Annotated in this window: 15 protein-coding genes, 1 pseudogene and 1 riboswitch; of the genes and pseudogenes, 8 read left to right on the plus strand and 8 right to left on the minus strand. The window is 70.3% G+C overall.

Features of this window, described 5'->3' with window-relative positions; all coding sequences use genetic code 11:
• Nucleotides 1–98 precede the first annotated feature (98 nt).
• From ABZT04_RS27360 to ABZT04_RS27375, 4 genes are all read left to right on the plus strand, one after another.
• Nucleotides 99–389, plus strand: a complete 291-nt coding sequence (locus tag ABZT04_RS27360; protein WP_356059628.1) for a DUF3311 domain-containing protein — start codon at nt 99–101, stop codon at nt 387–389.
• Nucleotides 386–1,930, plus strand: a complete 1,545-nt coding sequence (locus tag ABZT04_RS27365) for a sodium:solute symporter family protein (RefSeq protein WP_356059629.1) — start codon at nt 386–388, stop codon at nt 1,928–1,930. The genes ABZT04_RS27360 and ABZT04_RS27365 overlap by 4 nt, the downstream gene beginning before the upstream one ends.
• Nucleotides 1,931–2,003: 73 nt before the next feature.
• On the plus strand, nt 2,004–2,411 hold the full coding sequence (locus ABZT04_RS27370) for a TIGR04076 family protein (protein WP_356059630.1): 408 nt from the start codon (nt 2,004–2,006) through the stop codon (nt 2,409–2,411).
• Nucleotides 2,408–3,439 carry an LLM class flavin-dependent oxidoreductase gene (locus ABZT04_RS27375; RefSeq protein WP_356059631.1) on the plus strand — a complete coding sequence of 344 codons (1,032 nt, stop codon included), beginning with the start codon at nt 2,408–2,410 and terminating at the stop codon, nt 3,437–3,439. The genes ABZT04_RS27370 and ABZT04_RS27375 overlap by 4 nt, the downstream gene beginning before the upstream one ends.
• Nucleotides 3,440–3,789: 350 nt before the next feature.
• Here the strand turns inward: ABZT04_RS27375 and ABZT04_RS27380 are convergent, their stop codons facing one another.
• The gene (locus ABZT04_RS27380; protein WP_356059632.1) at nt 3,790–5,028 is read right to left on the minus strand and encodes an MBL fold metallo-hydrolase; all 1,239 of its coding nucleotides are present in this window, start codon (nt 5,026–5,028) and stop codon (nt 3,790–3,792) included.
• Nucleotides 5,029–5,266: 238 nt separating this feature from the next.
• On the opposite strand from ABZT04_RS27380, the pseudogene ABZT04_RS27385 reads away from it, so the two are divergent.
• Nucleotides 5,267–6,444, plus strand: a pseudogene (locus ABZT04_RS27385) (Glu/Leu/Phe/Val dehydrogenase dimerization domain-containing protein).
• A gap of 44 nt (nt 6,445–6,488) precedes the next feature.
• Nucleotides 6,489–7,103, plus strand: coding sequence for a TetR/AcrR family transcriptional regulator (locus tag ABZT04_RS27390; protein WP_356059633.1), 615 nt, complete (start codon nt 6,489–6,491; stop codon nt 7,101–7,103).
• Nucleotides 7,104–7,180: 77 nt separating this feature from the next.
• Here ABZT04_RS27390 and ABZT04_RS27395 read toward each other — a convergent pair whose 3' ends face one another.
• From ABZT04_RS27395 to ABZT04_RS27415, 5 genes are all read right to left on the minus strand, one after another.
• Entirely contained in the window at nt 7,181–7,966 is a 786-nt protein-coding gene (locus ABZT04_RS27395) for an SGNH/GDSL hydrolase family protein (RefSeq protein ID WP_356059651.1), read from the minus strand.
• A gap of 199 nt (nt 7,967–8,165) precedes the next feature.
• Nucleotides 8,166–9,074 (minus strand): LysM peptidoglycan-binding domain-containing M23 family metallopeptidase, encoded by a 909-nt coding sequence (locus tag ABZT04_RS27400; RefSeq protein ID WP_356059634.1) that lies wholly within the window; start codon nt 9,072–9,074, stop codon nt 8,166–8,168.
• A gap of 4 nt (nt 9,075–9,078) precedes the next feature.
• Nucleotides 9,079–9,241: riboswitch (cyclic di-AMP (ydaO/yuaA leader) on the minus strand.
• Nucleotides 9,242–9,544: 303 nt separating this feature from the next.
• Entirely contained in the window at nt 9,545–11,617 is a 2,073-nt protein-coding gene (locus ABZT04_RS27405; RefSeq protein WP_356059652.1) for an alpha-galactosidase, read from the minus strand.
• A gap of 120 nt (nt 11,618–11,737) precedes the next feature.
• A complete protein-coding gene (locus ABZT04_RS27410; RefSeq protein WP_356059653.1) occupies nt 11,738–14,452 on the minus strand; it encodes a BTAD domain-containing putative transcriptional regulator in 2,715 nt (904 codons plus the stop codon).
• Nucleotides 14,422–14,880: a winged helix-turn-helix domain-containing protein gene (locus ABZT04_RS27415; protein ID WP_356059635.1), complete on the minus strand. Its 459-nt coding sequence runs from the start codon at nt 14,878–14,880 to the stop codon at nt 14,422–14,424. The genes ABZT04_RS27410 and ABZT04_RS27415 overlap by 31 nt, the downstream gene beginning before the upstream one ends.
• 71 nt (nt 14,881–14,951) lie before the next feature.
• On the opposite strand from ABZT04_RS27415, the gene ABZT04_RS27420 reads away from it, so the two are divergent.
• Both ABZT04_RS27420 and ABZT04_RS27425 read left to right on the plus strand, forming a co-directional pair.
• Nucleotides 14,952–15,314 (plus strand): helix-turn-helix domain-containing protein, encoded by a 363-nt coding sequence (locus ABZT04_RS27420; protein WP_356059636.1) that lies wholly within the window; start codon nt 14,952–14,954, stop codon nt 15,312–15,314.
• 123 nt (nt 15,315–15,437) lie between these two features.
• Nucleotides 15,438–16,475, plus strand: coding sequence for a zinc-binding alcohol dehydrogenase family protein (locus ABZT04_RS27425; RefSeq protein WP_356059637.1), 1,038 nt, complete (start codon nt 15,438–15,440; stop codon nt 16,473–16,475).
• Nucleotides 16,476–16,669: 194 nt separating this feature from the next.
• Here ABZT04_RS27425 and ABZT04_RS27430 read toward each other — a convergent pair whose 3' ends face one another.
• Nucleotides 16,670–17,053, minus strand: coding sequence for a hypothetical protein (locus ABZT04_RS27430; protein WP_356059638.1), 384 nt, complete (start codon nt 17,051–17,053; stop codon nt 16,670–16,672).
• A gap of 56 nt (nt 17,054–17,109) precedes the next feature.
• Nucleotides 17,110–20,301, minus strand: a complete 3,192-nt coding sequence (locus ABZT04_RS27435) for a BTAD domain-containing putative transcriptional regulator (RefSeq protein WP_356059639.1) — start codon at nt 20,299–20,301, stop codon at nt 17,110–17,112.
• Nucleotides 20,302–20,461 lie beyond the last annotated feature (160 nt).

The raw sequence follows: 20,461 nt of genomic DNA on the forward strand, positions 1-20,461 counted from the left end.
CATATTGTGCAGCCAGACTGCACAAGCCAGGATATCGTCACTTCCCCTCGATGGCAGGAGAGATCATGGCGCCACCTCACGCTCGCGGGCACCCTCCCGTGGCTGCTCGCCGTCGCTTCTACTGGCTGCTCGCCCTACCCTTCGTCTGGCAGGTCGGCCTGGTGCCCCTGGTCAACGGCGTGAGCTTCGCCCCCTTCGGTATCCCCTTCCCCATGGCCTGGCAGATGGCGGGCGTCGTGTTCGCCACGGTGATCATCGGAGTGCTCTTCCTGCTCGATGAGAGGTCGGGGGCGGGAGCCGCAGAGGAGGCCGCCTTCATCGCCGCCACCGAAGAAGCGACCGGAGCAGAAACGACCAGCGGCAGAGCGCCCGGCGGTGGTGAGTCGTGAAACTCGCCCTTGCCCTCGCCATCGTTCTGGGTGCCGTTCTCGGCGCCATCGGCTTCGGCCGCCGCGCGGGCGCCGCGTCGGCCACCATGTCGAACTGGGCCGTCGGCGGACGCCGCCTCGGCGCCGTACTGTTCTGGTTCCTGAACGCCGGCGAGGTGTACACCACCTTCGCCGTGCTGGGCATCTCCGGGTATGCGTGGGCGCTGGGGGCGCCGGCGTATCTGGCGTTCACCTCCGTATCGCTCAGCTACGCCATCGGCTACTGGCTCATGCCGAAGATCTGGCGGGCCGGACGCAAACACAGGCTGATCACCCAGGCCGACTTCTTCGCCGCACGCTTCGACGCGCCGTGGCTGGGCACGGTGACAGCGCTGGTGGGTATCGCGGCGCTCATCGTCTACGTCCAGATACAGCTCGTCAGCCTCAGCCTGATCGTGCGGTTGACGATCGGCAGCTCGGTCTCCTCCGATGCCGCCGTGGTGATCGGCGCCCTCCTGATGCTGACGTTCGTGTTCCTGGCCGGTCTGCGTTCGGCCGCGATTCCAGCAGCGATCAAGGACGTTCTCATGATCGTCGTCATGCTCCTGCTCACCGCCACGGTGGCGAGCAAGGTCGGGGCGTCGTCGTTCCTCGACATCTTCCGTATCGTGGAGCGGCAGCATCCCGGCATCGGCAAGTTCCCCGGCATCAACCCGAACTCCCCGACCACGGCGGTGTGGTTGATGACGTCGGCGCTGAACGTGGCGTTCGGAAACTGGGTCTTCCCGCATCTGTTCCAGGTGTCCTACTCGGCGAAGTCGGGCACTGCCATCCGGCGCAACACCATCTGGCAGCCCCTCTACTCACTCGCCTACTTCTTCATCATCCTGCTCGGTTTCGCAGCGCTCGTCGCCGGCACCAAACCGGAAGGCGGAAACCTCAACGCGGCGCTGCTGCAGTTCGTCTCCGACAAATATCCCGGCTGGGTGGTCGGTATCGTCGCGGGAACGGGCTTTCTGCTCGCGCTGGCGCCGGGCTCCGTTCTCCTGCTCACCTCTGGAGTTCTCTTCACCCGCAATGTCGTGGGCGTGGTCAGGCAGGACCTCTCCGAACGCAGCGCGCTGAACGTCTCCCGGCTCGCCATGGTGGGTTTCGCGGCGATCGCCGTGTGGCTGACGCTCGGCCAGAGTCAATCCCTCGTGGACATCCTCCTCTACGCGTATTCGGCAATTGGAATGCTGGCACCCGGCGTCTTCCTCGCCTTCCTCTGGCGCAGGACGTCCGCCGTCGGAGTGCTCCTCGGCATCGTCGCCGGGTTCATCGCGCTGCTGGTTCCCTTCGCCAAGAACTTCTGGGCCGCGCAACTGCCGACCTGGGAGCCCGGTCTGATCGCCATGGCGATCAACGCAGCCGTCGTGGTGCTGGTCAGCCTTGTCACCCCCGCGCCCAAGGCGGACGCGGTCGGCGTGGGCCTGGATCTCGCGGCCCCCGCAGCCGGTCCCGCCGACGAGGGCGAACGGCCCGTCCCACCGGTCGGTGACGTGCGCCTGGCCCGGGAATGACAACGGCACCCGCACCGCCGTTCCCGGCGAATCGAACACCTCGGACACCCCAAAACCTCAGACAGGAGGGCCAGTGAAGGAAAACACCAAGGAAAGCACCACCGAAATCGCCGCCGAGGGCTGCCCCACACTTCCCACCGATGCCGCACCGGACGACGCTTCGGAGCCCTTGCAGACGGAACTCTACGATCTGCGCGTCACGGTCGACCGAATCGAGGGTCGATCGGTCTGCGGTATGTCGGTCGGCGACTACTTCGAACTCGTCAACAGCGCGCAGTTGCGCATACCGGACGGGACCCATTTCTGCCTCTACGCCCTTCAGGCGGTCATACCGCTGCTGCCGGCCAAACAACGCATGCTGCCCAGCGGCGACTGGCTGGAACGCGACACACTCGTGTGTTGCCCGGACCCCGAAGAGCAGCTGATCATGCGCATCGACCGGATAGGCCGGTGCAGCCTCGACACAGAGAGTCTGACGTGACCCTTACCGAGATCGGGCTCGGCTTCCAGAGTGACAAGCACGCCGCGGACTACGCCCGGCTCGCCGGGAAAGCCGAGGCATACGGCTTTGATGTGCTGTCGGTCTTCGGCGACTTGATGTATCAGCCGCCCATCTTCCCCTTGCTGGAGATGGCACGCGCCACCGAACGCGTCCGGATCGGCGCCGCCTGCTGGAATCCGTACTCCATGCATCCGTACGAGATCGCCGGTCAGGTCGCTGCCCTGGACCTGGCCTCTGCCGGCCGGGCCTACGTCGGGCTGGCCCGAGGATCCTGGCTGGGCGACGTCGGCATCGCCCAGCCCCGGCCGCTGGCCCATCTGCGGGACGCCGCCCAACTGATCCAGACGCTGTTGTCCGGCTCCCCCGACGGCTTCCAGGGTGAGGTCTTCCAGCTCGCACCGGGCTCCCGCCTGGCCTACCAGCCCCATCGCCCCCGTGTCCCCCTGCTGATCGGCACCTGGGGAGCACAGACCGCCGCGATGGCCGGTCGGATAGGCGCCCGCGAGATAAAGATCGGCGGAACGGTGAACCCCGCCATGGTGGAGGTGATGCGCCACCGTCTCGCCGGCGGCGGCGCAACCGGTCCGGCCGGGGCGCCCGGCATCGTCGTGGGCGCCGTGACCGTGGTGGACGAGGACGGAAGGCTCGCCAGAAGCAGGGCACGCACCGAGGTCGCGATGTACCTGCCAGTGGTGGCCGCCCTCGACCCCACGGTCGACGTGCCCGAGGACCTGCTGGCCCGGGTGAAGGACCTCCTCGGCCAGGGGCGAGCGGCCGACGCCGGCGCACTCATCCCCGACGACCTGCTCGACCTGTTCGCTTTCTGCGGCACCCCGGAGCACGTCGCCGCTCAGGCCCAGCGGCTCATCGACGCCGGCGTGAGCCGCGTGGAGTTCGGCACGCCGCACGGCCTGACCGACGACCTCGGCGTCGACCTGATCGGAACGCGCGTACTGCCGCTGCTCCAGAAAACCACCACGGCGCCCGAGGACGCGGCGGCCAGGTGACGGTCGGTCGGCAGGGCGGAGAACTGGTCGGTCCTGACCCGCGCCGCCACCTGCGTTGACCGTCTGAGTACCTGGCGCATCGCGACGACGGACACGGCCGGAACGGCAGACACAGCGGGGACGGCCGACACGGCCACGCCGGCGAACCCACACGTCACGAACCGACGATTCGGGTCCGGACCACAGTGCGCGTAGAGCCGCGCGAGACCGGCAAGGGCCTGAACTGCTGCTCCGACGCTGGTCGCTCGCATCGAGGCGCCCCGTCGATCGCCCTCATCATGCGATCCCGTTCCTGGAGAGGCACCTCATCCAGCATCTGCACAAGCCTGGCGAGATCGTCCATCTCCGGGTCACCGCTCGCCCGCCAGGTCCAGATCACCCCGCGCGGCCTCCGGAACCGAATGCTCCCCACGAGGGCGCCGCCACGGGTGCGCGATGGACGCGGCCACCGCCCGCCACCACGGATCGGCGGGAAGAGTACCCGCCGGCTCGAAGGGTTGGCCGGGCCGCGGAAACGCAACCGCCTGCCCCACCTCCTCAGCGGCGTCCTTCGTCCACTCCCCCGGCTCCGCCCACGCATGCATCGCCAGCGTGAACGTGCCCCAGTGGATCGGCAACAGCACGCCGTTCGGCTGATGTCCTTGCAGGTCAAGATGGGCCTGAACCCCCTGCGCAGGCGACATGTGAATGTCCGGCCACGCACCGGGAAGCGGTGTCGAGTCCGTGTGGTTCTTGGGCCAGAACTCGCTGTACGCACCGATCTGGATCATCGTGACGTCGAACGGGCCGTGGGCGGCACCGATGTCCTGGAAGCCCTCGAAATAGCCGGTGTCACCGCTGTGGTAGATCCGGTGCTCGTCACCGGCGACCACCCAGGAGGCCCAGAGCGTGTGCTGGGTGTTGCGCAGGCCGCGGCCGCAGAAGTGGCGGGCCGGGGTGGCGGTCAGGGTCAGTCCGCCGACCTTGGTCTCCTCGTGCCAGTCCAGCTCGCGCAGCCGGTCGGCGGACACGCCCCAGTGCTCCAGGTGGGCACCGACGCCCAGCGGCACGGCGAACAGGGTGTCCGTGTCGGCCAGCGCCTTGATGGTGGGCATGTCCAGGTGGTCGTAGTGGTCGTGCGAGATGACCACGACGTCGACCGGGCCGAGCGCGGCCAGCGGCAGGGGCACCGGGTGCAGTCGCTTGGGGCCGGCGAAGGGGAACGGGGAGCAGCGCTCGCCCCAGACCGGATCGAAGAGGACCCGGTGGCCGTCGATCTCCGCCAGCACGCTGGAGTGCCCCATCCAGGTCAGCCGCAGCCCGGTGGCGGCGGGCCTGGCCAGGTCGGCGAGGGTGGTGGCGTGCACGGGCAGCGTGCCGGCGGGGGCGCGGCCGGCGCGTGCCTCCTTGTCGAGGTAGGCCTTGCCCATCTCGCGCATCGTGCCGCCGGAGGGGCGGATGCTCGTGTTGCCCCCGGGATTCTGGAAGACGCCGTCCTTGAAGTGGGGCGATCTGCGGATGCGCGCCAGGCGCTCGCCGCTCGGGTCCGCGCCGAAGGCCGCGGGCCGCAGCGCGCGGAGCCCGGGGCTCAGGGTACGGATTCCGGTCACGGTGCCTCCAGGTGGAGTCGGTCAGGCATTCCATTATGGTCGCCCCCTCTGACAACGACGGCGCAGCCAGGTCACAGGGCCGTTTTCCAAGGAAAGACCAAAGTTCCGTGCCCGGGGTTGAGACCCATGGGACGCGAGGCACGGGATTCGATCTTCCGTTGACAGGACCCGACTCCGCTTCGGATACTGACTCGCCGTTCAGTACTTGTCCTGTCGGCCCGTGCCGCGAGGAGTCCGTATGACCGCGCCCCTGATGTCGCTCACCTGGACCGACCATGTCACCGGCCGCCGGGGCTTCCTGGTCGTCGACCGATTGGTGCGCGGTGTGTCGAGCGGCGGTCTGCGGATGCGGCCGGGCTGCACGCTGGACGAGGTGGCGGGCTCGCCCGCGGGATGACCATGAAAGAGGCGCTGCACTACGACCCGGAGGGCCGTTACGTCCCTCTCGGCGGCGCGAAGGGCGGCATCGACTGCGACCCCCAGGACCCGGTGTCGTACGGCCTCCTCGTGCGCTACCTGCGGGCCATGCGGCCGTACATCGAGAGCTTCTGGACGACGGGTGAGGACCTCGGGCTCAGCCAGGACCTGGTCGACCGGGCCGCCGCGGAGGCGGGGCTCGTGTCGTCGATCCAGGCCGTGTATCCGCTGCTCGACGACGAGGCGACGGCGCGGCGGCGGCTCGCGGACGCCTTCGCGGTCGAGGTGGACGGCATCGGTCTCGACGAACTGGTCGGCGGCTGCGGGGTCGCCGAGTCGGTGCTCGCGGCGCTGGACCGGGCGGGGGTGCCGTATGCGGGAACGCGGGCCGCCGTGCAGGGTCTTGGCACCATGGGCGGGGCCACGGCACGGTTCCTCACGCGCGCGGGGCTGACGGTCGTGGCCGTGGCCGACGTCAAGGGCACGATCGCCAACCCGGCCGGGCTCGACGTGGACGCGCTGCTCGCGGCGCGGGACGCGTACGGCACCGTGGACCGCCGCGTGCTGCGCCCCGGCGACCGTGAACTCCCCGGCGAGGACTGGCTGTCCGTCGCGGCGGAGGTGCTGGTTCCGGCGGCCGTGTCGTACGCGATCGACACCACGAACCAGCAGGGGATCACCGCTCGTTGGATCGTCGAGGCGGCCAACATGCCCGTCCTGCCGGAGGCCGAGGAGGCGCTCGCCGCGCGCGGGGTCACCGTGCTCCCGGACGTGGTCGTGAACTCCGGGACGAACGCCTGGTGGTGGTGGACGCTGTTCGGCGACATCGGCGCGGACGCGGACGAGGCGTTCGCCCACACGCGGCGGTCGATGCGCGCCCTGATCGACCGGATGCTGGCCCGCGCGGAGGCCGACGGCACGACACCGCGGGCCGCCGCGCACGCCATCGTCGCGGACCGGCTGCCGGTCATCGCGGAGCGCTTCGGCTGGTACCGGTGAGGCACGGGGCGACGCCTTCGCGGGCCACGGATTAGGGTGACCGCGTGGCGAGAGTGCGGTTGAGCGTGGCGGAGCGGCGGGCGGAGTTGCTGCGGGCCGCCGTCGAGCAGATCGAGGCGCGGGGCGTGGCGGCGGTCAGGATCGCCGACGTGGCCTCGGCGCTCGGTGTGAGCAACGCGCTGGTGCTCTATCACTTCTCGACCAAGGAGAAACTGGTCGCCGCCGCCTTCGCCTTCGCCGCCGAGGACGACCTCGCGCATCTGCGCAAGCTGCTCGGCCGCCGGACGACCGCGCTGCGCCGACTGCGGGCAGCGGTGCGCTGGTACGCGCCGACCGGGCAGGCCAAGGGCTGGCGGCTGTGGATCGAGGGCTGGGCGGCGGCCCTTCGCGAACCCGCCCTCCTGGACGTCACCCGCGATCTCGACCGGCAGTGGAAGCGGGCGCTCGCGGAGGTCGTCACCGAGGGAGTCGCCGCCGGCGAGTTCCACTGCCCGGACCCGAACGGCACCGCCCTGCGCCTCACGGCCCTCCTGGACGGCCTCGCCGTACAACTGACGGCGTACGCGGGAGCGGTGCCGCGGGCGCGGGCCCTGGAGTGGGTCGACGAGGCCCTCGCCCGCGAACTGGGCCTGGAAGTGGCGGCGTTGACCGCGTCCTGAGACGGGCTCGGTTCGTGGCCACACCACTCCACTGCGGTCCCCTGCGAGGCGGCGCGGCAACCGCGCCCCTCACCCCCTCAGGCCACCGCCTCGATCCGCATCTTGATGTCGTCGGGCGACAGCGCCCCCTTGGCCTCCACGTGGTCGCCCGAGGACTCGCCGCGCAGTCGGCGGCCGATCCATGGGACCAGGTACTCGCGCGCCCAGTGCACGTCGTCGCGGCGGATGTCGAGCGGGCCGCGCGGTGGCAGGGGCGGCCAGGGCTGGTCGGGGTCGGCCGGGACCTCGACGCCGAGGACCTGGCCGGCGCGGAGGGCCACGCGCGTGTGGCCCTCGGGAGAGAGGTGGAGCCGGTCGCCGTCCCAGGCCCGCCGGTCCTGGACCGTCTTCAGGGACCACAGGTCGAGCACCGGGCAGCCGTACCGGTCGGCGATGGCCCGCACATGTCCGTTGTAGGTGGCGATCTTGCCGCGCAGATGCCTGAGCACCGGCACGCCACGGGTGTCGAAGCCGGTCGTCACCATGACGGTGCCGACGGCGGAGGTGAGGTCGGCGACCGCGCGTTCGAAGCGCTCGGCGACCTCGTCGGGGTCGGTGCCGGGACGGATGATGTCGTTGCCGCCCGCGCAGAAGGAGACCAGGTCGGGGCCGATCTCCTTGGCGCGGGTGAGCTGGTCGGCCACGATCTGGTCGAGGAGTTTCCCGCGGACGGCAAGGTTGGTGTACTCGAAGTCGCCCTCGGGACGGCGATCCGCGAGCAGTACCGCGAACCGGTCGGCCCAGCCGACCATCGCTCCGTCGGGCCCGGGGTCGCCGACGCCCTCGGTGAAGCTGTCCCCCACCGCCACGTACGACCCGATCACTGATCTGTTGTCACTCTTCGAATCGTCTGCCACGGCAACCATAATTCACCCTGGGCTGTGACCTACGCGATCGTATTTAGGGGTTGACGGTCGGTGAGATAAGCCACGTGTAAAGCGTTGTCCAAAGTCGGAATAAGTCTCTGGTCAGGGGCGTTGACTCCGGAACTGCCGTGCCCCTGACCAGGTGTCAGCACCGACCTCAGCCGACGGAGACTCCGTGCGAGCGGAGGTAGGCGACCGGGTCCACGTCCGAGCCGTAGTACGGCGTGGTCCGGATCTCGAAGTGCAGGTGCGGGCCGGTGACGTTGCCGGTCGCGCCGGAGAGGCCGATCTGCTGGCCCTCGGTCACGGTCTGGCCGGCCGAGACGGACAACTGCGACATGTGGGCGTACTGCGAGTACTTGCCGTCCGCGTGCCGGATCACGACCTCGTTGCCGTACGCGCCGTCGTAGGCCGCCGAGACGACCGTGCCCGCGGCGATCGCCTTGACGGTGGTGCCGGTCGGGACCACGAAGTCGACGCCCGTGTGGTAGCCGCTGGACCACATGCTGCCCGCGACGTGATAGCCGGTGCCGATGGTGGCACCGGTCACGGGAAGGGCGTAGCCGGTGGACGTGCTCTTCGACGAAGAAGCCGCAGACGCCGAAGAGGAAGAAGACGAGGAGGACGAAGAGCCGGTCGTCTTGGACGAGTTGGACGACTCGGTCTTGTCCGTCCCGCTCGTCGTGGCCTTCTGGCCGAGGGTGAGCTTCAGGCCCGGGTGGATCAGCGACGGATCGCCGCCGATGACCTCGCGGTTGTCCTGGTAGAGCTTCTTCCAGCCGCCGGTGACGTTCTGGTCCTCGGCGATCTTCGCGAGCCAGTCGCCCGACCGTACCGAATACGTCCTGACGCCCGTCGACTTCGAGACGGTCTTCTCGGCGACCGTCTTCTCGGTCGCCGGAACGGACTGAACCGCCTTTTCCGGAGCGGATGTCGTGGTCGCGGCATGGGCGCCGGTGGCTCCCATGAGCGGAAGGGCGAGGGCTGCGCCGCCGGTTCCGGCTACGGCCATCGAGCGGGTGAGGCGCTGGGACTTCGGGCGGCGGTGCTTACCCTTCGCGGGCATGACGAATTCCTCTCCGGCGCCTGCGAGGTGAGCTGTCGGGTGCGGGCTGGAGATGCCCGGCCGCGCGCTGGTCGCGGCTTTACCCCAAGCCCGTTCCGGAGACCGGAACAGGCGTCGTACCTGTGGGTCCCCCGCTCCTGCCGCATACGGGTGGGTGTGTGCGGATTCCGGTCGGCGGCAGGATTGGGCGTCCGTCCGGATTGGTGGCGAACGTAAGCGAGGAAGACGCAAAGGGACAAGCAGGAGGTTCCACGGATTTGCGTTTCTTGTGATCCCCTGTGGGAATTCACAGTCACCCTCCGTGAATTCCCACCGGACTCCGCCCCTCAATTCCCCAGGAATAGCACGTCAATTACGTGAACATGACGAACGACGTACGGTCACGAATATGACGCTGCTCACGTACCTTCTCCTCAGCTTCCTTTACTCCAGAGCGAGTTGGAACGAAGGCTGCAATTAGGACAGAAGGCTCAGATGCGACGCAGGCGGAGAACCGTCGCATCGAGGTCACCACGCAGCCCGGTGCGCAGCCCGTGGTGCAACAGGACCGCACCTCGGTGGACTTCGCCCGTTTCGAGGCATTCGTACGACGCCGTCGGGTCGAGCCCGCGCAGCCGGAGGGCCGGTACCGGCTCGCCGTAGTGCTGCGCCTGAAGGAGGGCGAGGACGACGGTCTCGTCGCCGCGCACGTACTGCACCGCACTCAGTCCGCCCTGCGGCGGGCGCAGCCGGTGGAGGTCGCCGCGCTGGACGAGCGGGCGGATCTCCTTGTAGAGGTCCACCCATTGGCGGGCCTCCGCGAGTTCCTCCTCGGTCCACTCCGAGAGGTCGCCGCCCACACCGAGCACTCCGGACATGGCGCTCACGAACCGGAAGCGCAGACTGCTGACCCGGTCGTTGAGCTGGGTGTTCGGGCTGTCGGTGACCCAGGCGGCCATCACGCGCGCGGGGTGGATCTGGCTGAAGCCGTGCTGGATGGCGAGCCGGTCCAGCGGGTCGGTGTTGTCGGAGGTCCACACCTGGTCGGTGCGGCTCATGATGCCGAGGTCGATCCGGCCGCCACCGCCCGAGCAGGACTCGAAGGCGACCTTGGGGTGGGCGGCCCGCAGCCGGTCCAACAGGGCGTACAGGGCGCGCACATGGTCGACCCAGAGGCGCTGCGGATAGGCCTCGCCGGGCCAGCCGGCGTCGGTGAAGCAGCGGTTGAAGTCCCACTTCACATAGTCGACGGGGGCGCTGCTCAGGAGCGTGTCGAGGCGCTCCCAGAGGTACTCCTGGACGTCCTCGCGCGCCAGGTTCAGCACGAGCTGATTGCGGAACTCCGTCCGCTTTCGTCCTGGTTGGAACTGCACCCAGTCGGGGTGCGCGCGGTACAGGTCGCTGTCCGGATTGACCATTTCGGGCTCGACCCAGATGCCGAACTGCATGCCGAGGCCGTGCACGTAGTCGGCGAGCGGCTTGACACCGCCGGGGAAGCGGTCCGGGTTCGGCGTCCAGTCGCCGAGTCCGGCGCGGTCGCTGGTGCGCTTGCCGAACCAGCCGTCGTCGACCACGAACAGCTCGACCCCGGCCGCCGCGGCGCGCCGCGCGAGCACGCCCTGCTGCTCCTCGGAGATGTCGAACTGGGTGGCCTCCCAGGAGTTGTAGAGCACCGGCCGGTCCTGGTCCGCGTCCGGGATGACGTACGTCCGCTGGTACGTGTGCCAGGTGCGGCTGGCGCCGCCGTAACCGCCGTCGCTCCACAGGCCGGCGAAGACGGGGGTCGTGAAGGACTCGCCGGACTCCAGGAGCAGCAGCCCGGAGTCGTCGTAACCTGCGCCACCGCCGATCTGCACACGCGCGTCCGGGAGTTGGGCCACGGCGATCCGCCAGGACCCCGACCAGCCGAGGGCGCAGCCGTAGACCTCGCCGCGCTCCTCGGTGGCGTCGGTGTCGAGGGCGACCCAGGGCAGGTGCTGATGTCCGGTGTGACCGCGGCGGCTGCCGATGACCTTCTCGCCGTAGGTGAGCTCGGAGCGCGTCAGCCGGGACTCGGCGGCCCACCGCCCGTGCAACTGCGAGAGCCGCCACCCGTCCCGCTCGGGCAGCGTCCACACGGCGGAGTCGGCGCGCAGCAACTCCAGGGGCTCGGACCCGTCGTTGTCGAGGGTCGTCCAGCGTTCTACGACGTCGTCGCGCATCCGGTAGTGCAGGGTGATCGCGAGGCCGGTGTCCCGGAAGCGGAGCCGGAGTTCGTCGCCCTCGGTGTCGTACCGCTCGAAGGTCCACTCCGTGCCGCGGCGCTCGGGCGTGCGCACGGACAGGGCGGGCCGTGCGAAGCGGGGGCCGCCCTCGACGGGGTACTCCTCGCGTCCGTCGAGCGGCGACTCGAAGGAGGAGGAGTCGGGCAGCGGGCGGGCGGCGAGGTCCTCGGCGTCGGCGAGGGCGATTGCGGGGCCCCAGTGCAGGTGGAGCAGCTCGTCGTGCTCGGTGAGATGGACGGCGTAACTGCTCGTGGGGCCCGACAGCACCCACGTACGGCCGTTCTCGGCGATCTCCAGCATCAGGTCCCTCACAGATTCGAACAAGTCCACTCAAGCACCAACATCATCAATGGCGCGGACCTGCGAGGCAACGCCTGTGGACAACTCGTTGCCTGTGGAATCTCCCGTCCGTCGTTCGGATCAGCGGTGTCGGCCCGGGCCGTTCAGCACTCCGCTGAAGCCGGCCAGCAGGGAGGGGTTGTCGGCGAGCCATGCCCGGAGCCGGTCCGCCCCGGTCCCGTCGTCCGCTCCGGTCCGGAGGCAGCGGTCCAGCCGGTCCAGCAGGGCGCCCACGGCACGGCGGGCCAGCGGCTCGCGCACCCGGGCGTGCGCCTCGGCGGCGCGCTCCAGCCACCTCCGCGCGTCGTCGGCCGCCGACGGGGTGGCCGGGCCGAACGCGGTGACGGCCACCAGGCCGACGGCGGACATCGCTCTGCGGTCGAGCGGCGCCGTAGGACTGTCCCAGACCTCGGCGAAGATCGCGCGTGCGTCCGGGAAGCGACCCGCGTGGAGGGCGAGTGCTCCGCGCAGGACGGCTGTCGCGGCCCGGAGATCGTCCGCGCCGATGTCGTCGGCGAGGCGGACCACCTCCGCGAGCCGGTGCCCGGCCGTCCCGACCGCTCCCTCCGTGATGTCCAGGCACACGATCCTGAGCGCGGTGTACCCGTAGAGGGCACGCGCGCCGACGGAACGCAGGATGCGCGCCGCCTCGGTCCAGCGCTCACGGGCGAGGCCGTGGTCGCCGCCGCTCTCCTCCGCGTCGCCGCAGTTGATGAGGGAGAACGCCGTGGCGTAGTCGTCGCCGGCCGCCCGTGCCGCCGCGACGGCGGCCAGGCCGTGGCCGCGGGCCGCGTCGACGTCGCCGACCTGGAGGCAGTACGTCGCCCAGTTCGTCCGCAGGACCGCGCGGTCCCAGTGGAACGCGGTGCCCGCGATGCCTCGGTCCGCCGGCTCGAAGAGCTTCTCCGCGTCGTCGAGCCGACCGGCGAGCATGGCGTGGAGGGGCTCGTAACAGGGGCCCAGGACAGCGAGGTCGGGGTTCCTCGCCTGCCGCCAGGCCGCCTTGTACCGGTCGATGAAGACGGCGGCCTCCGCGTGTCTGCCGACGACATGGTTGAGCCAGACGAGCCAGGTGAGGGCGTAGAAGAGGGCCAGCTCGTCCTCTTCGGTGGGCTCTTCGACGTCGAAGGCCTCGACGCTGCGCCGGAGACGGTCGATGCCCTCCTCCTCACGGCCGCTGATGGTCCAGTAGTAGCCCCGCCGTGCCTCCAGCCACAGGGCTTCGGCTGTTCTCCCTCGGGTCATCAACAGGTCGGAGGCCGCACGGATGTTGGCGGACTCCATGGTGTGTCGCCCTATCCACTCCCCCTGGTCGCCGGGCGCGATGCCGTCGGCGCTCTCGCGCACGAAACGCAGGGCCCACGCCATGAAGCGCTCCTGAGCCGCGGCCGCCTCGCCTCCGTCGCGGAGCCTGTCCAGCGCGTACCCGCGGAGCGTCTCCAGCATCCGCAGCCGGCTCCCGTCCGGCGTGGGGACGGTGAAGAGGAGGGATTTGTCGACCAGTTGGGCCAGTACCCGCAGGATGTCGTGGGGGTCCGCCCCGGGGAGGGGGATCGCCGTCTCCGCTTCGTCCAGTGAGCAACCGCCCACGTACAGGGCGAGTTCGGTGAGCACCCGCTGCTCCGTGGCGTCCAGGAGGGCGTAGCTCCAGTCGAGGACGGCCCGCAGGGTGCGGTGGCGGGCGGGAGCGGTCCGCTTGCCCTTGGCCAGCAGGGCGAAGCGGTCGTCGAGGCGGTGTTCGATCTCGCGCACCGGCAGCAACCGCACATGTGCGGCGGCGAGTTCCACCGCGAGCGGCAGACCGTCCAGCCGGCGGCACAGCGAACGGATGTCGTGCGCCGCCGTCCCATCGGCGGTGAAGGAGGGGTCGATCATGAGGGCACGAGCGCGGAACAGCTCCGCGGCCTCGCCGTCGGTCATCGGCGCCAGCGGATACAGCGTCTCACCCGCGACGGCGAGCGGCGCCCTGCTGGTGGCCAACACGGTGAGCGCGGGGCAGCGACCGAGGAGGACCGCGACGAGCGGGGCGAGGGCGTCGAGCAGATGCTCACAGTTGTCGAGCACGAGGACAGCCTGACGGTCCGTCAAGAACGAGGTGAGCCGGTGCGTGTAGTCGTGCGGCGGCTGGTCGGGCCGGACCGCGGCGTCCGACAGTCCCAGGGCTCCGGCGATCGCGGCCAGGACGCCCGCCCCGTCGGCCGAGGCCAGATCGACCCACCACACCTCGTCGTACGAGGAGTTCAACGGCACGCACGCCTCGATCGCGAGGCGGGTCTTGCCGACACCGCCCGGCCCTACGACGGTCACCAGTCGCTCGCGGCCCAGGACCGCACGCAGCCCGTCGAGGTCCGCGGCGCGGCCGACGAACGGGCCGAGGGGGTGGTCGGGACCGCCCCGGCCGGGCGTGGGGGGCTCGGTGTGATCCGGGACCAGCAGTACGGAGTCGCCGCTCACGCCAAGAGCCGGTATCTCCTCGTACAGGGACCGGAGTTCAGGGGAAGGTTCGACACCCAACTCGGACCTCAGCAGGCTGCGGCCCGACTCGTACACGTCCAGTGCCTCGGCATGACGGCCGCAGCGGTGGAGCGCGAGCATCAGGCGGGCCCTGGACCGTTCACGCAGCGGTGCGCCGGAGACAAGTGCCGTCAGTTCGGGGACCAGTTCCGCCGCCCGGCCGAGTTCGAGCCCGGCGGCGGCCGCGTCCTCCCATGCGCTCACGCGTAGTTCGTCGAGGCGCAGCCGCTCGGCGTCGAAGACCCGGCCCGTCAGATCGTCCAGCGCACGACCCCGCCACAGACCAAGTCCCCACCGGAGTACGCTTCCGCCTGCCGGTGGGCGCCCGCTGCCAGGTGTTCCTGCCCCTCGCGGACGGCCGCCTCGAAACGGACCGTGTCCACCTCGTCCGCCGGCCCCAGCACCAACCGGTAGCCCCCGTACCGCGATTGGAGGAGTCCGTCGCGGCCCCGCCTCGCGAGCGCGGTACGCAGTTTCGCCACCTGGCTCTGCAGCGCGTTGACCGGGTCCTTGGCTTGCCGTTCCTCCCACAGTTCGTCGATGAGGGTGTCACGGTGCACGACCGCTCCCCGGGCCAGCAGCAGCCGGCCGACGAGCGCGCGGGAGAGTGCGCCCGGAAGAGCGACGGCACCGCTCCGGTCTGCCAACTCCAGGCGGCCGAGCAGTCGGAAACGCAGCGCGTCGTCGTTCATGGCCCGGTCTTCGTGCACGTGGGCCACCGTACGGAGGAGGGGGCGGTTACCCGCAAGGGCCACTGGTACCCATTGGGTACCATCCCCGGATGACGAAGACATCGGGCCTCTGCGACGACCCCAAGAGCGTCTATTCCGCCGCCTGCCCCTGCCGCGACATGCTGGATCTGCTCGCCAACAAGTGGAGTGCCCTCGCCCTGGGCGCCCTTGAGGACGGCCCGCAGCGCTTCGGAGCGCTGCGCACCCGACTGCAGGGCGTGAGTCCCAAGGTCCTCACCCAGACCCTGCGACGCCTGGAGGACTACGGCCTGATCGACCGCCGGATCTACGCGGAGGTGCCGCCCCGGGTCGAGTACAGCCTGACCGGGCTGGGCAGGGACGCCTGCGCTCCACTGGCCCATCTGCGAACCTGGGTGGAGCGGAACATCGACCGCTTTCCCGAATCCGCCTGACCTCACCTGGACACTTCCCATCGGGAAGTATGATCCCTTGAAGGTTACTACCTCCCGGTGGATACCTTGCGGCCATGGCCGCCGACCCTCGTCGGCCCATCCCGCGAGTCGAGGAGATCCATCATGAGCGAGATCCTTAAGCCGGCGACGATGCCCGCCGTCGCCTACCGCAAGAACCTGCCGATCGACGACGAAGAGAGCCTGCTGGACGTCGAACTGCCGGTGCCGCAGCCCGGTCCGCACGATCTGCTGGTCCAGGTGGAGGCCGTCGCGGTCAACCCCGTGGACTACAAGATCCGGCAGAGCAACGACCCGGGCGGTGAACCCAAGGTCCTCGGCTGGGACGCGGCCGGCACGGTCGTCGCGGTCGGTGAACTGGTCGAGTTGTTCGAGGTCGGCGACGAGGTCTTCTACGCCGGCGCGCTCGACCGGCCGGGCACCAACGCGCGCTTCCACACCGTCGACGAGCGCATCGTCGGCCACAAGCCCCGCACCCTCTCCTTCGCCGAGGCGGCGGCGCTGCCGCTGACCTCCCTCACCGCCTGGGAGGGCCTGTTCGAACGCCTGGGCCTGTCCGAGGACGCTCCGGAAGAGACCGGCACCCTGCTGGTGACCGCTGCGGCGGGCGGTGTCGGAGCCATGGTGGCCCAGTTGGCCCGGGCGCTCACCGGTCTGACCGTGATCGGTACCGCCTCCCGCCCGGAGACCGCCGCGTTCGCCCGCAGTATGGGCGTGACACATGTGGTCGACCACCATCACCCCCTGCCGGCCCAGGTGACCGAGGTGGCGCCGGACGGGGTGGACCACATCTTCAGCACCGCCGGCACGGACCGGAACCTCGCCGCGTACGCCGACCTCCTCAAGCCGTTCGGCAAGCTGCTCGCCATCGACGACTTCGGTTCCGTGGAGATCGGTCTGCTGAAGGCGAAGAGCATCTCCTTCCACTGGGAGCTGATGTTCACCCGCTCCCTGTTCCGGACGCCGGACCAGGTGGCGCAGCACCACATCCTCGACCGGATCGCCCGGCTCGTGGACGCGGGCACCCTGCGCACCACGGCCACGCAGGACCTCGGCACGATCGACGCCGCCCATCTGCGCGAGGCCCACCGCATCCTGGAGTCCGGCACCGCCATCGGCAAGCTGACGCTCACCGGGTTCTGATCCTCTCCGGTTCTTCGGTGAACCTCTTTCTTCCCCAACCCGTTTACAGAACGGAAGACGAACTGGCCTTCTCGTGGCCACAGAAAGGTGACGGGCATGCTGATGACGAGGTTTACGCAGGAGCAGCGGATACATCATCTGCTCCGCTGGGCAGCGGAATGGAACGGAGCGGACCGAGGACGAAGTATGTGGGCTTACTCGCTGAGTCTCGGGGGCTCCCACGCGCTTCTCAATGACTGGGTCAAGAACGAACGGCTCATGAATCTCCTCACCCCGGAGCAGCGGAGATCGATCGACACGGCGCGTGAGCGGGCGACGCAGTAGCCCCCGGTTCTTCCCGAGCCACCCATTCCTGAAGTGACGGACACCGGATACGGCCGGTGCCCGTCACTTTTCCGTCCGGCCGCGGTCGCGGCCGCGACGACCAGGCAGAGCCGCAGCCGGGAACACAGGTTGAAGCCCAGGACCGCCGCCGAGTATCCCGCGTCGCCAGGGACGAACACGGAGCCCTCGATCCGGCCGGCCAGTTCGCTGACGGCTTCCTCGTCGAGGACGGTCCGGCCCTGGTACTCGGCCATGGTGCTGTGCCTTTCGTCGGAGCGACGGCCGCTCGGGAGCAGGGGAGACGGCTCCTCTACACAACCGGGTGCCGTCCGATGGCTGCTACGGCGCGCACTCCGAAGAGGTTCACGGCCCTGGGCCGGGTCCGCTCAGCAGAAAGCCGCAAGCACGGAGGGCCCGCCCGACAGCCAGTCGCGCCACCGCCCGTCCGCCTCGGACCGACGGTCGGCGTCCAGTCGCTCCAGCAGCGCACCCACCGCCTGGCGGGCCAGGGCTCCAGCAGTCCGCCGTGCATCCGACGCGCCCGCTCGGTCCAGGCCCGCGCGTCCTCCGGGGCGGTGGGGCTCGCCGGGCCGAACGTCGCCAGGACCGCCAGTCCTACGGCCGACACCGCCCGGCGGTCGGACGGCGCCCCCGGGCAGTGCCAGACCCCGTAGAAGAGGGTCTCCGCGTCCGCGAAGCGGCCGTCCTGGAAGGCCAGTACCCCTCGCAGGTTGGCCACGGCCGCCTGGAGGTCGTCCGCACCGAGTTCGTCCGCGAGCCGGCCCACGTCCACGAGCCGCCGCTCGGCCACGGCGCACTCGCCCTCGGCGATGTCGAGGCAGACCAGCCTGAGCACGGTGGACGCCCAGCGAGTGCGCGCCCCGAGGGCACCCAGGATGCGGGCCGCCTCCGCCCACTGCTCGCGCGCTCTGGCGCGGAGGCCGTCGCTCTCGTCCGCGTCGCCGCAGAGGGTCAGGGAGAAGACCCGGGCGAAGTCGTCGTCGGCCGCGCGGGACGCCGCCACGGCGATCAGGCCGTGCCGACGGGCCCCCTCGATGTCGCCGCGCTGGAGGCAGTAGGTCGACCAGTTCGTCTGCAGGACCGCCCGGTCCCAGTGGAACTCCGTACCGTCCACGGCTGCCTCCGCCACGGCGAAGAGGTCCTCCACATCGTTCCGCCCGGCGAGCATCGCGTGGAGCGTGTCGTAGCAGGGGCCCAGGACCGCGAGGTCGGGGTTCTTCGCATGCTGCCAGGCCGCCTTGTGCCGCTCCAGGTAGGAGCCCGCCTCCGCGTGGTGTCCGGCGACATGATGGAGCCAGGTGAGCCAGGCGATCGTGTAGAAGAGCGCCCACTCGTCCTCCTCGGTGGGCTCCGCAGTCCGTCGGCCCGCCGAGGCGTCGTAGGCCCGCAGGCTGCGCAGGAGACGGTCGATGCCCTCGTCCTCGCGGCCGCTGATGAACCAGAAGTAGCCCAGCCGGGCCTCCAGCAGCAGGGCCTCGGCCTCCCTGGACCTGGTCACCATCAGGTCGGCCGCCGCCCTGATGTTGGCGGACTCCTCGGTGAGCCGCGCGGCCCACTCCTTCTGGTCGCGGGAGGAGATGCCCGCGCCGCCGTCCCGGACGAGGCGGGCGGCCCAGGCCATGAGTCGCTCCTCGGCCTCCGGCGCCCGGCCCTCCTCCCGGAGCCGGGCGAGCGCGTACTCGCGGACCGTCTCCAGCATCCGCAGCCGGTTCCCGGTGGGCGCGGAGACCGGTACGAGGAGGGACTTGTCGATCAACTGGGCCAGCACGCGCAGCAGTTCGGCACCGTCCGTGCCCGGCAGCGGACCGGCCGCTTCCGCAAGTTCGAGTGAGCAGCCGCCGACGTAGAGGGCCAGTTCCGTCAGCAGTCGCTGCTCGGTGGTGTCGAGGAGGGCGTAACTCCAGTCGAGGACGGCGCGCAGGGTGCGGTGGCGGGCCGGCGCGGTGCGCTCGCCCTTGGTCAGCAGGGCGAAGCGGTTGTCGAGGCGGGCCTCGATCTGACGGACGGACAGGAGTCGGACGTGCGCGGCGGCGAGTTCCACCGCCAGCGGCAGTCCGTCGAGTCTGCGGCAGAGGGAACGGATGTCGCGCTGCGCCGCCTCGTCGGGGGCGAAGGACGGGTCGATCATGGCGGCGCGGGCACCGAACAGGTCCGCCGCCTCCTCGTCCGGCATCGGTGCCAGGGAGTACAGCACCTCGGCCGGTGCCTCCAGCGGTGCTCTGCTGGTGGCCAGGACGGTCAGCGCGGGGCACCGTCCCAGCAGGGTCGCCACGAGCGGGGCCACGGCGTCGAGCAGGTGCTCGCAGTTGTCGAGCGCGAGTACGGCGGGCCGTCCGGCGAGGAACGAGGTGAGCCGGTGCGTGTAGTCGTGCGGGGGCTGGTCCGGCCGCACGGAGGTGTCGGACAGACCGAGCGCGGAGGCGACCACCGCGAGCAGGTTCGCCTCGTCGGCCGGGGCCAGATCGACCCACCACACACCGGCGTGGGACGGCTCGACCCGGGCGCACGCCTCCAGCGCCAGCCGTGTCTTGCCGACGCCTCCCGGTCCCAGTACGGTCACCAGCCGCTCGCGGTCGAGGACCGCACCCAGCGCGTGCAGCTCCTTGTGCCGGCCGACGAACGGGCCGAGGGGCCGGCTCAGGTTGCCCTCGCCGGATGCCGGCCGGGGCTCCGTGCGGATCGAGGACAGCGCGGGCGCCGGTGAGAGGTGACCGGGCTCGGCGGCCGGCCCGCGGAGCGACGGATCGTGCCGGATCATCTGCGCGTGCAGGGTGCGCAGCTCCGCCGAGGGCACGACACCGAGTTCGGACTTCAGCAGCCGACGCCCCGTCTCGTAGACCTCCAGGGCTTCCGTGAACCGGCCGCAGCGGTAGAGCGCGAGCATGAGACGGGCCCGGGAGCGCTCGCGGAGCGGTGCGAGGGACACGAGGGCCGTCAACTCGGGGAGCAGTTCCCGCGCCCGGCCGAGTTCGAGGCCGGCGGTGGCGGCGTCCTCCAGCGCGGCCAGCCGCAGCTCCTCCAGGCGTGACCGCTCGGCCTCGAAGACCTGCCCCTCCAGGCCCTCCAGGGCGCGACCGCGCCACATCGACAGGCCCAGCCGCAGGTCTTGGTCGGCCTTCTGGTGCTCCCCAGCCGCCAGATGCTCACGACCGTCCCGGACCGCGGTCTCGAAGGCGGGTACGTCGACCTCGTCGTCCGGACCCAGGACGATCCGGTAGCCGCCGTGGCCGAACAGCAGGCGGCCGTCCTCGCCCTGTGCCGCGAAGGCGGCGCGCAGCTTGGTCATCTGGATCTGCAGCGCGTTGACCGGGTCCTTGGTCTCCCGCTCTCGCCACAGGTCGTCCACGAGGGTGTCACGCCGCACGACCTCTCCCCCGGCGAGCAGCAGCCGTCCCACGACGGCCCGGGACACGGCGCCGGTGGGAACGACCGAGCCGCCGCCGTTCAGCAGCTCCAGGCGACCCAGCAGTCGAAAACGCATGGCCGCCATTCTGCCGTGGCCGCCCGAGGGCCCCGACGAAGGTCTCACGCGCGAAACTCCCGAGGTTACGGGGGCATTCGAACTCGTGAAGAACCTGGAACGGGAAATCCCCGAGATCCGCCAGTGGGAAGTGGGATGGCATGTGTTCGACGGGACACCT

The organism is Streptomyces sp. NPDC005492 (assembly GCF_040605995.1).
Taxonomy (GTDB): Bacteria; Actinomycetota; Actinomycetes; order Streptomycetales; family Streptomycetaceae; genus Streptomyces.

Excerpts from the sequence above, each read along its gene's own strand:
- ABZT04_RS27400 (WP_356059634.1), bottom strand. The coding sequence starts at position 9,074 with ATGCCCGCGAAGGGTAAGCACCGCCGCCCGAAGTCCCAGCGCCTCACC.
- ABZT04_RS27405 (WP_356059652.1), bottom strand. The coding sequence starts at position 11,617 with ATGCTGGAGATCGCCGAGAACGGCCGTACGTGGGTGCTGTCGGGCCCC.
- ABZT04_RS27420 (WP_356059636.1), top strand. The coding sequence starts at position 14,952 with ATGACGAAGACATCGGGCCTCTGCGACGACCCCAAGAGCGTCTATTCC.
- ABZT04_RS27425 (WP_356059637.1), top strand. The coding sequence starts at position 15,438 with ATGAGCGAGATCCTTAAGCCGGCGACGATGCCCGCCGTCGCCTACCGC.
- ABZT04_RS27430 (WP_356059638.1), bottom strand. The coding sequence starts at position 17,053 with ATGGCCGAGTACCAGGGCCGGACCGTCCTCGACGAGGAAGCCGTCAGC.
- ABZT04_RS27435 (WP_356059639.1), bottom strand. The coding sequence starts at position 20,301 with ATGCGTTTTCGACTGCTGGGTCGCCTGGAGCTGCTGAACGGCGGCGGC.